12 protein-coding genes are annotated in these 14,378 nt (G+C 40.5%); 5 read left to right on the forward strand and 7 right to left on the reverse strand.

Annotated features, from left to right (window positions below; genetic code table 11):
* Nucleotides 1-189 precede the first annotated feature (189 nt).
* Both L3V31_RS12680 and L3V31_RS12685 read left to right on the forward strand, forming a co-directional pair.
* A complete protein-coding gene (locus L3V31_RS12680; RefSeq protein ID WP_237316384.1) occupies nucleotides 190-1,587 on the forward strand; it encodes a hypothetical protein in 1,398 nt (465 codons plus the stop codon).
* A 206-nt stretch (nucleotides 1,588-1,793) separates the two neighbouring features.
* A complete protein-coding gene (locus L3V31_RS12685) occupies nucleotides 1,794-2,195 on the forward strand; it encodes a hypothetical protein (RefSeq protein ID WP_237316385.1) in 402 nt (133 codons plus the stop codon).
* A 254-nt stretch (nucleotides 2,196-2,449) separates the two neighbouring features.
* Here the strand turns inward: L3V31_RS12685 and L3V31_RS12690 are convergent, their stop codons facing one another.
* From L3V31_RS12690 to L3V31_RS12700, 3 genes are all read right to left on the reverse strand, one after another.
* Nucleotides 2,450-4,510, reverse strand: coding sequence for an ATP-binding protein (locus L3V31_RS12690; RefSeq protein WP_237316386.1), 2,061 nt, complete (start codon nucleotides 4,508-4,510; stop codon nucleotides 2,450-2,452).
* A gap of 553 nt (nucleotides 4,511-5,063) precedes the next feature.
* Entirely contained in the window at nucleotides 5,064-5,342 is a 279-nt protein-coding gene (locus tag L3V31_RS12695; RefSeq protein ID WP_237316387.1) for a hypothetical protein, read from the reverse strand.
* Nucleotides 5,343-5,448: 106 nt separating this feature from the next.
* Nucleotides 5,449-6,081 (reverse strand): DUF4145 domain-containing protein, encoded by a 633-nt coding sequence (locus tag L3V31_RS12700; protein WP_237316388.1) that lies wholly within the window; start codon nucleotides 6,079-6,081, stop codon nucleotides 5,449-5,451.
* A gap of 225 nt (nucleotides 6,082-6,306) precedes the next feature.
* Here L3V31_RS12700 and L3V31_RS12705 point away from each other — a divergent pair, with 225 nt between their 5' ends.
* Nucleotides 6,307-6,513 (forward strand): hypothetical protein, encoded by a 207-nt coding sequence (locus tag L3V31_RS12705; RefSeq protein WP_237316389.1) that lies wholly within the window; start codon nucleotides 6,307-6,309, stop codon nucleotides 6,511-6,513.
* 221 nt (nucleotides 6,514-6,734) lie between these two features.
* On the opposite strand, the gene L3V31_RS12710 is transcribed toward L3V31_RS12705, so the two are convergent.
* Both L3V31_RS12710 and L3V31_RS12715 read right to left on the reverse strand, forming a co-directional pair.
* Nucleotides 6,735-7,196, reverse strand: coding sequence for an NIF family HAD-type phosphatase (locus tag L3V31_RS12710; RefSeq protein ID WP_237316390.1), 462 nt, complete (start codon nucleotides 7,194-7,196; stop codon nucleotides 6,735-6,737).
* A 311-nt stretch (nucleotides 7,197-7,507) separates the two neighbouring features.
* Complete coding sequence (locus L3V31_RS12715; protein WP_237316391.1) at nucleotides 7,508-8,746, reverse strand: chromosome partitioning protein ParB; 1,239 nt, start codon at nucleotides 8,744-8,746, stop codon at nucleotides 7,508-7,510.
* A 160-nt stretch (nucleotides 8,747-8,906) separates the two neighbouring features.
* Here L3V31_RS12715 and L3V31_RS12720 point away from each other — a divergent pair, with 160 nt between their 5' ends.
* Together L3V31_RS12720 and folD are read left to right on the forward strand one after the other, a co-directional pair.
* Nucleotides 8,907-10,109: a hypothetical protein gene (locus L3V31_RS12720; RefSeq protein ID WP_237316392.1), complete on the forward strand. Its 1,203-nt coding sequence runs from the start codon at nucleotides 8,907-8,909 to the stop codon at nucleotides 10,107-10,109.
* 925 nt (nucleotides 10,110-11,034) lie between these two features.
* Nucleotides 11,035-11,895, forward strand: coding sequence for a bifunctional methylenetetrahydrofolate dehydrogenase/methenyltetrahydrofolate cyclohydrolase FolD (folD, locus tag L3V31_RS12725; protein ID WP_237316393.1), 861 nt, complete (start codon nucleotides 11,035-11,037; stop codon nucleotides 11,893-11,895).
* A 75-nt stretch (nucleotides 11,896-11,970) separates the two neighbouring features.
* On the opposite strand, the gene L3V31_RS12730 is transcribed toward folD, so the two are convergent.
* Nucleotides 11,971-13,170: a NupC/NupG family nucleoside CNT transporter gene (locus tag L3V31_RS12730; RefSeq protein WP_237316394.1), complete on the reverse strand. Its 1,200-nt coding sequence runs from the start codon at nucleotides 13,168-13,170 to the stop codon at nucleotides 11,971-11,973.
* A 240-nt stretch (nucleotides 13,171-13,410) separates the two neighbouring features.
* A complete protein-coding gene (locus L3V31_RS12735; protein ID WP_237316395.1) occupies nucleotides 13,411-14,358 on the reverse strand; it encodes a LysR family transcriptional regulator in 948 nt (315 codons plus the stop codon).
* Nucleotides 14,359-14,378: the final 20 nt, after the last annotated feature.

A 14,378-nucleotide genomic window follows, 5' to 3' on the forward strand; every position in this document is an offset into this window, starting at 1 on the left:
CAAAAATTGTCGACGACTTTTAGTTTTTCCTAACTTACCTTCAAAAGCTACCAGAACCAGATGATAAATTACTAAGAGAATTCGTTGTACACATAGAAGCTGGATTAGATAGCTTTCGTCAGGTACTATCCGTGTAGAAATAATTCTTTATTTTCAATGCCTTGTTTTTCTTAATGTATAAGGGAATGTATGACAACAATCGCAATTCCACGTGTAAGTGATAATTTGTTACTCCAAGTTTTCATGAATGACATTCTGTCGCATTATGAACAGCTAGGATTGGATCCTACTTCTACGGTTTCAGTGACAATCGCTCGCAACTTATTTACTGTACAAGCGGTCAATGGAATAAACGAAAACGGATCGCTAAAGGACGAGTTCTTAGAATCGTTGAGATCTTCAGCAAGCACGAGTTGCTCCATTGAAAAAGTTACTCTTAATGACCCCACAAAAAGTTTTGGCTCGATTACATATCAACGCTCTCCAGAGTCACTTGTAGATAAATTAGTTGTTACGAACAATTCAAACCAAAAGTTCCCGGCTGATTTGGTGAGTGTATACATTCGTTTACAAGAAAAGCTTCAGATGAATATCAGCTCCGCATCAACAGGAGAGATTCCATCTGATGTTTTTAGCGCTCACCACGAAGTGCTCACCAAACTGGAAGGGTTAAACGCAGTCCTTATTGATAGACAGCACGAAAAAATTCGTGCATTAGATGATGAAAAATCACAGTTTTTGGATCAGAAACTCGATGAGTTCAATACTAAGCATGAAAACTTAGAAGCAGATTATGCTTCAAAGATCCAGAGGCTGGAAAAAGAGCATAAAACTAGAAGTGAAGAGCTTGATGCAAGAGCTAAACTCATTGAAGACGCAGATAATACGACGGCTAGACGGAAAACCACTACGTCGATGCTTGAGGATGTCCAAGAGAAGGCCAAATACTTCAACTTTTCTTCATCTGTTACCGTGAGATCAGTTTGGGCAATTGCTTTAGCTGCATTATTATTGGTCGCTGGTGCTTACGGAACTTACATGAGTGCCTTAGAACTGAAGGAGCTTCATTATGAGTATCCTAGTGGGAAAACCCTAAAAACAGAGTCAGGTTATAGAGAGGTAACTCAAGAGGTTGTCGAAGCGCAACAAAAATCGATCAAAGAGTCAAATTACATTTGGTTCTTGTATGTTAGAGCCTTTTTTAGCTCAGCATTGTTTATTTCTTCGACGATATATATGATCAAATGGTTTAACTCATGGGCAAATAGAATCGCTCAACAAGAGTTAGAAAACCAACAATTCGTGCGAGATTTGAATAGAGCTCACTTGGCTGTCGAAATGTGTCTTGAGTGGAACGATAAAAAAGATGGGGATATCCCAGAGCGTCTGCTAGTTTCTCTAACTGAGGGCTTGTTTAAAGACAAAACACAGCCTAATCATGAGATTCATCATCCAGTAGAGCAGTTAGCTTCAGCTCTAATCAGAAGTACAGAATCAATAAAACTTCCTCTTGGTTCTGGTGAGTTAGATATTAATGGTAAGAAACTTTCAAACCAAAAGCCAACACTGCCGCAAATTGATAAATGAAAGAGTTCCATATGATACTACTGTAGGTACTTATGAGCCCTCGGGATGGGAGGCTGCTAGTTTTTACTCCTTTCCCATTCATATATAAAGTTCTCAATGCTTCCCAAAATCCATCTTTGACTTATTTAATTTAATGCCTCTATTATAAAATTAAACATATATCCATGTGGCAGCAATTGCCATATCAAATAGTGAAGATTTAAAAGATGGCTAAGATAATTGCTGGTATCATTTTTATCGCGCTTGTTTGGTTTATTGTTTCTTCTGGCGGAGACAAGATTATTAAGGATCAATATGTTCGCACTTTATTTTGTGCTGCTATAACAGGAGATCAAGCGACAGAAAAAGAGCTTGTCAGGTTACATGAGCTAATCCTTAAAGATGGAAGGGATATCAATAAAAGCGATATGGAAGCAGCCAGTATACATTGGCAAGTTATGTTCGACGTTGATTCATTGGCAGAGTTAATTGCTAGTCCCAAGTTTCAAATTTCCTGTCATCATGACGCTTGCCTCCTTGAAGGACATAACCGGAAGCAATGCTCTGAGGATTTGATAGATGCTTGTTTCCAATACAACCTGAGCAAAAAGGAATGCTTGGACTTGTAGTAGGTTAAAGATTTCCTGTAAACCGCATAAATTGTACTAACTCTACATCCCGCAGCTCACTTTCGGACATTTCGGCGGTAGAAAAGATGTGACTACAATAAAAAAGAGGTCGTATAGACCTCTTGAATTGGTTAGCAATGTCGAGAGAAGTATTGAAGGTATTGCCACTTGTTACTTCCCGAGAGAGGGTTGTGTGTGGAGCAGTATAGGTAATGTTAGATTAGTCAAACTTATTTAGTTAACATTAAGTTTGATTATCTGCATTTATTTGGCAGATATTGTCTAATGTACATGTCTAAAAGAGAGTTTAACTCTTTGTCGGCTGCATTATGCTTTTGGGGGCTTCTAGCCTTTCTCAGGTGTTTTTCGAGAAACTTAAAGGAAAGTTTAATAACTATCTTTCGATGCTCGGAAAACAGTTCTTTCGTCCAATTAAGCTCTCTCCCTTTACTTAGATTACTATCAAAATCCCGACAAATAATGAAAGCAATATTGCCATAATCGTTAGCTAAGTACGAGTTGACTTGCCTATATTCCGCCGCACCAAGTTCCCTGTAGTTTTTCACTTCAAATATTACTTGGCGAGACTTGTAGTCCTGAAGGACCCTCATCCAAAACGCGGACTCTCCTAAGTTAGTTGCAACCATATCTCGTTGCTGTAAAGCATTTTTATTTGGGTGAGCTTCAATATTTGTCAAGGAGCCTGCAAAAACTATTTTCAGTGCCTTTAGTACCCAGCTTTCGAAATCATATGCGCCTGATTTTCCTTCAGGTATATTTTTAACCTCCTCTAACAAAGCCCCAATCCGCTGCTTACGTTGGTCATCTGATATTGAGGTCACTTCTATATCGTACTCATCATTGATATCCTCAGCCTCGTCTAACTTAAGTTCAGCTTGGGTGGTGGATAAAGACAACCAGTAGCAAGGGTGTATTAGTAGCCGTATGTTTTCGGAAAATTCTCTATCAGGATCTTTTCCATCATGGCAAAACACGAAGGAAGCTGACTGTTCATTATGAATCCCAATAAATCCAACACTGTACAGTCTTTGAAGAACTTGACTTGAGTTTTCAAAAAGGAATATATCTCTTTGTTTCTCTCTACCTAAAGAATCTTTCTTTAATACATTAGAAATAAGTTGTAATGCGATGTCCCCGCTAACCTCAGAAGACGAGCCATAAAATGCTGATGTAAACTCTTCAAGAGATGGAAAGATTTGCTCATACTCCTTATGCAAATCATAAAGTCTATTTTGTGAGATAGTTTTTGCTGTTGACTCAATATCTTCGAGTATTATCTCTTGCCGACCTTGAGAGTTTGCTCGCAGGAAAGCCTCATTTAGAAGCACTAAAATATCTCTAGGCCTATATAAAGTAAGCTTTAACGCAGCTCTAAAACCCTCTCTACCTTTTAACTCTCTTGCAGTAAATCGACCCCATATTTTTGTGTTGTTCTCTATATCTACTTCATACGCTACTCTAATTCGATTGCACACCAAGTTAAACAAGCTATATTCATCCCAATGAAGTCTAAGAGACTGCCCTTCAATATTTCGAGTAAAATCAGGATCTAATTTGGATATAGCTCGATAAATATTGTCACGCACAAACGCAAAAGCTACTACCTTCTCTTCTAGCTTAGTTTTTATGTCAATTACTGATTGCACAAACCCATCAATAATAGCCACCCCAAGGTTATCAGGGCTATAACCTTCATCGAGCCTATCAGCAAAAATGACATATTGAACTTTGGATTTATCAAGAGCATCTAAGATAACTTCTTCTAATAAATCCAACTCTAACAAATCAGCTAAATCAGCTATCCGAGATTGCGGTGTTTGTTCCGTCCTAAGCAAAGATTGAAGTTTTTTTCTAATTTTCGAAGAAATATTTCGGCGCTTAGGGCCCCAACCAGCAATATGGTGAGCTATGGGTTGAGCGTCTAAATTACTCTTAAACTTATAGTGATTAGCTAGGTCGGTCACTACCTCCATGTACATAGCGTAACGCCAAGCCATCTTGGTCCCCGCCTTTACATGCAAATAGTTTTCCCCAAAGAGGTTGAATAAGTCTCGCAATCCAATGATTTGCTCTTCGTCGGGAGAGACGGATAAGGTAATAGTTCTAGGTTTCGACTCCCAATGCTTTTTTAGCTTAAATGCTAATGCACTTTTCCCAGTCCCCCTTCGACCAACTACTATTGGCCTGTCATAAGATTCAACTAATGCCTTATAATCAGCGGATTCATAGTAAGCAGCCTCAAGCATCCTCGTGTCATTTTCAGCCCGAATATCTCCTAAAATATTTCCTTTCACTTTACTATCCTTCAAAGCCTTAACGCTGCATCTATTGTTTTAAGACAATATCAAAACTGTTGAACAAGTTCGATTAAAGTCTTCTACTGAAATTTGCAACCTTGAAGCAGTTAACAGTCTGTATTCGGACTAGAAATCTCACTACGATTTAACTCTCTAGCCACAGAACTCAAATTTTAGTACAAAGTTAGTTAGACCTTATAATAAGCTTAATTACTCTGCTGAAAGGCCTGTTTAAAGCTAAATTATAAAATCCCGCCTTAAGTCATATCGGGAAGATCTGCGCTTTTGTAACAAGGTAATTTATAGGTTAGAAATGTGCGGGAGCTTCCGATGGCTTAGAGATAGACCACTACACTCGGCGAACCAACCAATGGGCAAGTGCGTTTTAGGTAGTTGCAAAGGATTTATTCCTAGTTGCCAACACTTTTTGGACAAAGACGTATTTGCCATGATCTCTACCAGCACACCTCGGGAAAAAAGTGTTTTTGCGCAATTGCTAATTTAACAAAATTAAAATTATCTACAGTATGGCAAAATCGTTTAGTACACCTTATGAGAGCTGCTCTGCTAGAACAAATTTTATATCTGATTTTTCTCGTTCAAATAACGTTTTAACCGAATCCCAAAATTCAATTTTATCATCGAGTTGTGATTCAATCGTTATTACTCCATCCACTTCTTGAATAGAAGTTATTGAAGTAACTAATATCAAATCATCAATGAGACAGTTGTAATGCTCTTCAAAATTATCTTGATTCGTATTAGGAAATGGACAATCAAAGCCAACATCTTCAATTACTGGTTTTCTAACTGTAATCCGGTACTTCATGTAATCTCCTTATGCATAGCGCAAAGCTCAGTGGCACGCACATCGAACTCGCAATAGACTCATAACGTCAGACGCAATGTATTGCGAGTCACTCTTGAATAGTTCTTTATGCCTTGTTATCTCGTTTGTAAACAGCATCAATAGCCCCTTGTGGCAGGCCACCGAATAAACTATCAACATGCTTCGGTTGGGTAATTTGATTGTCTACGATGAGGTTAACTAGTCCAAAAAGTACATTGACTGTCTGTGGGTCATCATCTAGCGATAACTCCCCCGGATGAACGGCATTATTGCCAACTACCCGAACATAATCTAGAGCTTGCTGAACTCTAACAGGCAGACCATGTTCAACTAATTTTCCAATATCTTTATTAATATTCTTTCCATCACCACCTAAATGCGTCATAAGTTCCTGAATGCATAATCGTAAAAGTGCAGCAGCACCTCTGGGCGAGTTTACTGCAATTTCCCGAGCTTCCAAATATACTTCCCGGCACTCTTCTGGCATATCTTCATTAGGCAATGGAGCAGATAACAACGAAGGATAGATCATTTTTTTCGGATACCCATTTTCACCATCAAGCCAAATGGACACTCTAGAGCATCGATGGCAAATGGCTGATTTTGCGGATATATAATAACCATTACGGCGCAATTCATCCCAATGCATCGCAGCATACGCATTACAATGGGGACATGTAAAAGCGTCTTTACCCAATTCAGGACTTTCATAACTCATAAATCCATTTTCCTATAATTCTGTGAAGTCATTGAATAGCCACTCAATTGATTGGCAACTTAATTTATTCTAAAAGTATTAGATTAAATAAGTCAAAGGAGTACTTCAGGAACTTCGGAACTGAATAATTTCAACAAACGAAGGGGGAAGATGGGTTGACGTAAAAATTAAACTCCTGAGAGCTAGACTGACAATAAAAATAAACAACTAAAACAGGTGAATACCATGATGATAATATATCAGTGTGATAACGTAATAACTGTTACTGATGATTTACTCGTTTATATCGACACCCCATTTACTGACCGAACTTTAGATTTAAAAAATAGTGATGTTATAGAAGATCTCAAAGAAACGCTGCATGATTGCAATGAGAGCTTGGATTGGCTCACCGATTTCTTGAAAGAAAAATATCCAGAATGGTTCATCTAAAACCGAATCTAACTATAGAAATAAGGGGGGAAATACCACCAATGATAGCGGCAACACGTCTCTCGACAAAAGTTTGTCAGCGCTTTTACTAAATGAGCAATTCATAAATAGATACAAGTATGAAAAGTCGTTTAACTCAGTGTCCAGTTTTGATTGTGCCACTCCGTTTGATCTGCTCCAGCAATACTGGGGGCTGTCCAACATTTTTTTATGTTCAAAGTTTAGCCTTTATGTTTATGGCACAAAGCGGGTGGAAGCTTAGCATTGAGTTGCTCAAGAACAGCCAACAATTTAGAGTCTGATTCTGGGTAAGGACTAGCAAATTGTTGAATCTCAATCCACTGTTTATCTTGCCCATCCACAATATATTCCTCCACATCGTCAACTAATATGACTTTCTCTATTTTAACATTAGGAATAAAACTCAGATTTTTCTTATTACCACTCCAATGAATGTATTCTATTGAGGAGAACCAGTTTGGAGCATAACCCTCTGATACCAATAAATTCGAAATTTGTCGAAACCGTGGTTCACTTACAGTAGTAAACACAACAACACGATCAGTGATTTCACGACATCCATTCAAAAATACATATAGATCCGGTCTAGGGATTTGGCTAATTGCATTGGAGATCAACGTCCCCTCAAGATCCAGAGCTATAACCTCAATATCATGTACCATAAATTGTTACTCTGATTTTAACGCCTTCACGCTGCGCCAAGAAGAACTAAAACAATACTTTGCTAACCCTGACCGCGAGTATTACCTCGCCCCTGAAGGTTACACAGCTAATAGAGCTTGAGCAGCGTGATTACTACAAAGAGACAAATATTTGGGTTACCTACAAGGGACAGGAGCTCGTTGGAAGCTCCTGTTTGCCCCATCATGATTTCATCTAAGGCATTTCTTTAAGTTTACGGGCGAACTCGAAGAGCCAACAACGGGAAAAGGAATATCTATGTGTTACCTAAATTCCTCTAGTTTTGGTGGTATCAACTCCGTTCTTTTATGGTGCTTTTCATATTAGCTTGCTGCGAAATTCGCTTAGGTGCAACTCCTTTTATAAGGCACGGGACTGTAAAAGCTTCATTTATATTACCCGCCGATTGTACTGGTATTTTGTTACCATCCTCGTCTTTTCTGAAGCGAGCCACTCGACGAACGCTTACCTTGTTGCCAACCACAGGAATTCCTAAATGCAAGTTCCAGCCTTTGAATATAGCGGACAACTTACAAAGCAATGAGTAAGAGCTAGATTCATGAATTAATGACTGAAGATAATTGCGAACTTGGTATTCAATATCGTCTTCGGACTCTAGACCCAGTGATGAAATTATACGAGTTAAATAGGTTTCCGGAGATAGGGGTAACGATTGATTTTGCGGAGCATCCTTTAGCTTTTGCTTTATCAAACAGTGTGCAAATGCGTAGATTGCTTCTGATGCTTGGCTTTCAAGTTTATGTCGTTTAACAACTTTCGCTACAAAATCCACTGATAATGCAAGTTCCTCGTTTTTCTCAACATAAGCTAATATTTCAGCAGGCTGAAAAGAAGTTCCTTGAGTACCTCGAAACGCATAAGGGTTAGACGTAATTTCGAACGCTTTCGATAGCATAGCTACACGAGACAATACGTTTGCATTCACCTTGACGCCTGCCATTTCTAAAACTTGAGATCGTGAACGCATATTACCGACATCGATATGGGCAAATGATAGTGCATCAGTAACGCCATAAGTTACTGGTGCAATAAAACCTACCCCAGCTTCATATGATGCCTCTAGGCGATGATGTCCATTTAGTATCTCCCCGTCATCAGAAATGATAATCGGCTCACCAGTCAAACACCATTGTCCACTTTTCATATCCTCAGCATATTTTTTTACCTTTGCCCTGCTCAGCTTTCGATTTTTGTTTTTCGTATTGATCGCACCTCTTTGAGAAAACTTAAGCATGTCTCTAGCAAGCTGAGGAGTAATATAGAGAACGATATGCCTTAAAGTGGTTTGTACAGACCTAAGCCCCGAGTAATAGCGAGCTTTTGATTTAAAAATATCCTCTACTTTATCCGAGGAAAGCACAGTTGTCGCTGCATTCACTAACCGCTTTGAGCTTGCAAGATAGCTGGTACTTTCCTTGTCTTCATATCGTTCGACCAAGCTATCAACGATGGATGTTTCCAAGTCTTCATCTGATATCTCGTCGGAACTATTTATTTTTTTATTTACCATATGGTAGCCCTCTTTGTTGCCACAAAATTATTGCCGAAAAACACTTTGAGATTGGTTGGTAATTAAGATTAACGACATTTATTATTGATCCGACATGCACGTCGGATCAATTTTTATTTTTGATTTAGACTTCGAAAGTTAGGTAAATGGATGAAAAAACTTGAAACTTTCAGAAAAAAAAATTAGCGGGATACTGCTCTCATCGGGAGAGCGAACAATAAAAACTCTTATTACTACAATGCCAATTGTTGAAGTTAGCTCTTACTTTTCTGTCGGTAGTTTTTTACCTGAATTAAAGTGGGTTGCCGATGCTGCCATTAACACAACAAATGCTGACAAGGTTCAATCAATCCAAACTGAGCTAGAAAAGCTAGGGTCCTGTGACGCTACAATCGCACCATTAACACTGACGTTTGCTGTTATGGGAAAACCTAACCTTCAAGGAGATTGTGGCGGAATGTCTTCTTTGGAGTACGATTCGTCGGAAGCTTTTATTGTTGGCAACGTATTGAGCTTGGTTGCTATATGTAAAATATTGGGGCTTAAAACGTTTCTATTTAGCTCAAGGCTCAGTATTAAAGAGGCGAATTCTAAGAGTGAATTTAGACAGCGTTTAGCGATGGAGAGTATTGAGGTTCGTGTAATTTTTGATGATCAGCTAGGTTTGACTAGTGATGAGGTGATTGAACTATTTAAGCAGAACCGTCTTTTCGATTCTTCAATGAGTTTACCTCACCTTACGGATGGCAAACGTGTTCTATCCGACGAAGATTATCCAATAAAGCCTTTCATTGAACAAGTGATCAGTGAAACGAAAATGCAGTCTTATGGCGGCGTAAAGTTTGATGCAAAACACATAAAGGTTTCAGATCGCTATATCACGACGCAATACGTTTTGTTTAAAATGATCGTCGGTGCCGTCGCAGGTATTGGAACACAAGAGTACAGTAAAATGTCAAAGGATCTCACTCTAGCAACCGGAGAAAACCTGACCTCCGCACTTTCTAAAGGATATGTTGATTTTATCATCACCTTCTTCAAAGAGTGGCTTGAATCTCAGAAGAACGCATTTATACGTAATCGCTCAGGATACCAATTGTCACCGCAAGTTTGGCAAGCTTTAGGTTTAACGATACATCAGCTAGTTTCCGATGGGGCTTCAAAAGAGCAGTTAAAAGTAGCGGGTAAAGTTCTGGGTCAGTTAGACTACAGTAAAAGCGCTAAACATTGGAATGAATGCTCTGTTATGGAATTGGATTCCAAAGGGAGACTGTACAAAAATGCTGCTAACTCAACACGCCAATTTAGAGTTGGGCTATTTGAGTATTTTTTAGATGTATTGAAAACAGCAGAGAATGAATAGTAGCTCTTTATTTACGTGTATAAGTCAGGTCTACCTGTCATTTTACTCAAGGATAAGTAAGCAGATATTGGGTGATTGCTTTCAATAAATATATGTGCGCTGTAAGCCATCACATCTGCTGGCGCACGATAATTTGGGGCAAAAAAAAACGGCGCAGCAATAACAATTGCTACACCGTCATGTGTATGGCGTCCCCAGTAGGATTCGAACCTACGACCACATGCTTAGCTTACCACCACAGTTTTCACTGCCACCCTAAAGTGTTTGTAGTCTGGACTATATCATCACCATTGAAACCTATTTCTAGGAAATCCGAAGATTTTACACTTTAGGTGGAGGGCGCTAGTGATGTATTACGCAATGAGTTCGCATTGCACCATCTAGTCTCTGCACCGTCTCTACACGCCTGTAGAGCTTGGCTCAAGATTGCCACCGCCATTACGCGCTGAGGTTTCCTTGAATTCACCCTCTGCACTGTAGAGGTTTCCCAATACAGGCTCCTTTCTTAAAGGCACGTGCTCTATCCAACTGAGCTATGGGGACTAATTTTTTAACGTTATCACATTTAAAAAATGTGGTAACTGATATTTCTTTGTAGTAACTCACAAATAACCCAAATGGTAAAGTTACCACTACCTAAACCCTTGATAATCATTTACTCACTCACTTAGTGGTAACTTTTTGGGGGTTAGTAGTGCTCTATCCAGCTGAGCTAAGGGCGCGCTACAGGGAAAGGATTATACGAGTTCAAACGGGTAAATCAACGGCTTTTAGTAACATTCTGATCTGAATGCCTAAAAAAAGGTCACTGAAGCATTAGATGCTCAAAAACACTCTGGAGCAAACGTTTGCGTATGGATGTTAAATAGAAATTCTGCGACAATGCGCCGCAGATTATCTGCCTTTTAAATTTATAAGGAAAGTCATGACTGCTCAAAATATAGATGGGACCCTTATTTCTCAAACTGTTCGTTCTGAAGTGGCAGCACGTGTAAAAGCTCGCGTTGAAGCTGGATTACGTGCCCCTGGCCTTGCAGTTGTTCTAGTTGGTGAAGACCCTGCTTCTCAAGTTTACGTAGGCAGTAAGCGCCGCGCTTGTGAAGAAGTGGGGTTTGTTTCCAAGTCTTTTGACCTTCCTGCATCAACCACTGAAGCAGAATTGCTAACGTTGATCGATGAGTTAAACAATGACAACGAAATTGATGGTATTTTAGTTCAGCTTCCGCTTCCCGCAGGTATTGATAGCACTCACGTTTTAGAACGTATTCACCCAGAAAAAGATGTTGATGGTTTCCATCCTTATAACGTAGGTCGTCTTGCTCAGCGAATTCCTAAACTGCGCTCTTGTACGCCAAAAGGCATTATTACCTTACTCGAGCGATACAATATTAATCTTCGTGGTAAGCACGCGGTTGTTGTCGGCGCTTCAAATATTGTTGGCCGTCCAATGACTCTTGAGCTTCTGCTGGCGGGCTGCACAACTACAACCTGTCACCGCTTTACGAAAGACCTAGAGAGCTACGTTCGTCAAGCAGACGTTGTCGTTGTCGCTGTAGGTAAGCCAAACTTCATTCCTGGTGACTGGATTAAGAAAGGCGCTGTGGTTGTCGATGTGGGTATCAACCGCCTAGACTCTGGTAAATTGGTTGGCGACGTGGAATACGATAAAGCACGTGAAAGCGCGAGCTTCATTACTCCGGTACCTGGTGGCGTTGGCCCAATGACAGTAGCAAGTCTGATTGAAAACACCATGCTAGCCTGCGAGCAGTTCCATACTGACAAGTAACGGCAGAATACTAAGTACGACAAAGGCTCCTATCGGAGCCTTTTTCTTTTTGTTGTAAAAATTCAGTCTTAGTCGTTAAAGACTCAAAATCACACCGGCAATGGACGCACTCATCAAATTCGCCATCACGCCCGCGACAATCGCGCGGAATCCGTGTTTAGAAACAAAAGCACGTTTTTCTGGTACTAGTGAACCTAAACCACCAATGAGCATTGCCATGCTTGAGATGTTTGCAAAGCCACATAGTGCGAACGTCACGATCGCTTGAGAATGTGCACTTAGTTCAGACTTCACTTCTGCAAGTTGGATGAAAGCAACGAATTCATTCACTACGATCTTATTACCAATCAGAGAGCCTGCAGTTATCGCCTCTGCCCATGGCACACCTAATAGCCATGCAACTGGTGCAAACACGTAGCCTAGAACCAACTCAAAACTCAGTGGTGTGCCAATAAGATCACCAAACCAACCCAGAATTCCGTTGAGCAAGGCAATCACACTGATAAACGCCAATAGTGTGCCACCAACCGCAACAGCGATACGAACACCCGCCATTGCACCATCTGCCAGGGCCTCAACCACATTGGTTGCGCGTGGAATCTCAACTTGGCTAAGATCAATTTCCTCAGCTTGGTTTGTGTCTTCGGGCATCAGGATTTTAGCCATTAACAATCCAGCAGGCGCAGACATAAACGCCGCCGCAATCAAGTAATTTAAGTCCACGCCTAAAGATGCATAGCCTACCAACGTACCACCAGCGACCGAAGCCAATCCGCCAGTCATTACCGCAAAAAACTGTGAATCCGTCATATGCTTTAGATAAGGCTTCACCATTAATGGCGCTTCAATCGTACCAACAAAGATATTGGCTGTAGCAGATAAAGACTCCGCGCGACCAATGCCTAACAGCTTTTGGATACCGCCACCAATAAAGTTAATCATTCTTGGCATCACACCAATGTGATAAAGGCCGGCAATCAGTGAGGAGAAGAAAATGATGATGCCCAAAACATTAATCGCGAAGGTGAAACCGCCTGTCGCCAAATTACCGAACAAAAACGCGATGCCTTCCTGACCATAGTTGATTAAGTTAGATACAACGCTGCTCACTGAGTTTAGAGCGTCTCGCCCTGCTGGTACATACAGAACCAATAGTGCAAACAATACCTGTAACGCAAAGGCAAGTGAGACGGTTCTGATCTTTATATTTTTTCTATTTGTAGAAAGTAGCCATGCTACGAAGAGTATGGCTACGATACCAATAAGTGAGTTCATAAATTGAGTCCGACAGAATGGAGGTATGAAAGGCGTCGGATTGTATAGCGGACTCAGAATGCTGCAACTTGAGGTTGTTAACAGTGTGAAAAGTTTCAGCGGTCAATATTTACACTAAACATTAACCCATTGAATTTATTATTGATAAACGTTTGCTTTTTCTTTTTATTTCTATATGGAAAAATTGTTTCTAGATTCGGAAAAATTTTTGTGACAAAAATCACCTTATGTATGCGCTCATCATGACTTAGGAATGGAGATATACTGCGCTAATCGTTGATCCCAATGACACGGGTTACCAATCTTCTGTTTTATAAAGTTGATCACCGCGGATATTTTTTTCGGCATGTGCTGTCGGCTCGGATAAACCGCATAGAAAGGCATCGACTGGCTGGCCTTCCATTCAGGGAGCAATTGAATTAGCTTCCCAGTTCTGAATTCATCGCCAAGCAAATATGTCGCAAGGTAAGCTATCCCCCACCCTGCAATCGCTGCATCACGAACGGCTTCTGCCAAATCTACAGAATAATTACCAGAAACTTTCACGTTGAGTTCCTGATGTTGTTTTGTAAACGCCCAACTGGTGTAATCACGTTCCCAACTTCTGTAAATCAGGCAGTTGTGTAAAGATAAATCGTTCGGCTCTGTTGGCTTATCGTGTTTAAGCAAGTAATCCGGGGATGCCGCGACAACAAACTGACAATCTGTCAGCCGCTGGGCAATGTAACCTTCGGGCAAGTGTTCATTGTTGGTTACCCATAAGTCCAAACCTTCAGCTAACATATCCACCTTGTAGTCGAACAAGTGCACTTCAACCTCAAGCTGAGGGTATAGTTCTCTTAACTCCTGAATCGCAGGGATAATATGTAACGTGCCGAAGGATTGTGATATGCCTAAGCGAACTAACCCAGCCACTTCATCTCTCTGGCTTTCCATTTCCAGCGTCGCGCTGCTGACAGCCTGAACGACCTGCTCACAATGATGATAAAAGGTTTTGCCCGCTTCAGTCGGAGTAAAACTTCGCGTGGTGCGTTGGACCAGCTTGATACCAAGTGAGTTCTCTAATTGGCTAAGTTGTTTACTCACATGGGAGACGGATACGCCGAGGCTTTTTGCTGCCGCCGTAAAGCTTTTGTGTTTGATCAATGCAGAGAAAATGACCATTTGCGCGGCGCGTTCAGATAACACGAATTACCTCGATTTAAATG

The organism is Vibrio sp. J1-1 (genome assembly GCF_021728395.1).
GTDB lineage: Bacteria > Pseudomonadota > Gammaproteobacteria > Enterobacterales > Vibrionaceae > Vibrio.

What these genes read in the sequence shown, in the direction of transcription:
- L3V31_RS12680 (WP_237316384.1), top strand. Translation starts at nt 190, where the DNA reads ATGACAACAATCGCAATTCCACGTGTAAGTGATAATTTGTTACTCCAA.
- L3V31_RS12685 (WP_237316385.1), top strand. Translation starts at nt 1,794, where the DNA reads ATGGCTAAGATAATTGCTGGTATCATTTTTATCGCGCTTGTTTGGTTT.
- L3V31_RS12695 (WP_237316387.1), bottom strand. Translation starts at nt 5,342, where the DNA reads ATGAAGTACCGGATTACAGTTAGAAAACCAGTAATTGAAGATGTTGGC.
- L3V31_RS12700 (WP_237316388.1), bottom strand. Translation starts at nt 6,081, where the DNA reads ATGAGTTATGAAAGTCCTGAATTGGGTAAAGACGCTTTTACATGTCCC.
- L3V31_RS12705 (WP_237316389.1), top strand. Translation starts at nt 6,307, where the DNA reads ATGATGATAATATATCAGTGTGATAACGTAATAACTGTTACTGATGAT.
- L3V31_RS12710 (WP_237316390.1), bottom strand. Translation starts at nt 7,196, where the DNA reads ATGGTACATGATATTGAGGTTATAGCTCTGGATCTTGAGGGGACGTTG.
- L3V31_RS12715 (WP_237316391.1), bottom strand. Translation starts at nt 8,746, where the DNA reads ATGGTAAATAAAAAAATAAATAGTTCCGACGAGATATCAGATGAAGAC.
- folD (WP_237316393.1), top strand. Translation starts at nt 11,035, where the DNA reads ATGACTGCTCAAAATATAGATGGGACCCTTATTTCTCAAACTGTTCGT.
- L3V31_RS12730 (WP_237316394.1), bottom strand. Translation starts at nt 13,170, where the DNA reads ATGAACTCACTTATTGGTATCGTAGCCATACTCTTCGTAGCATGGCTA.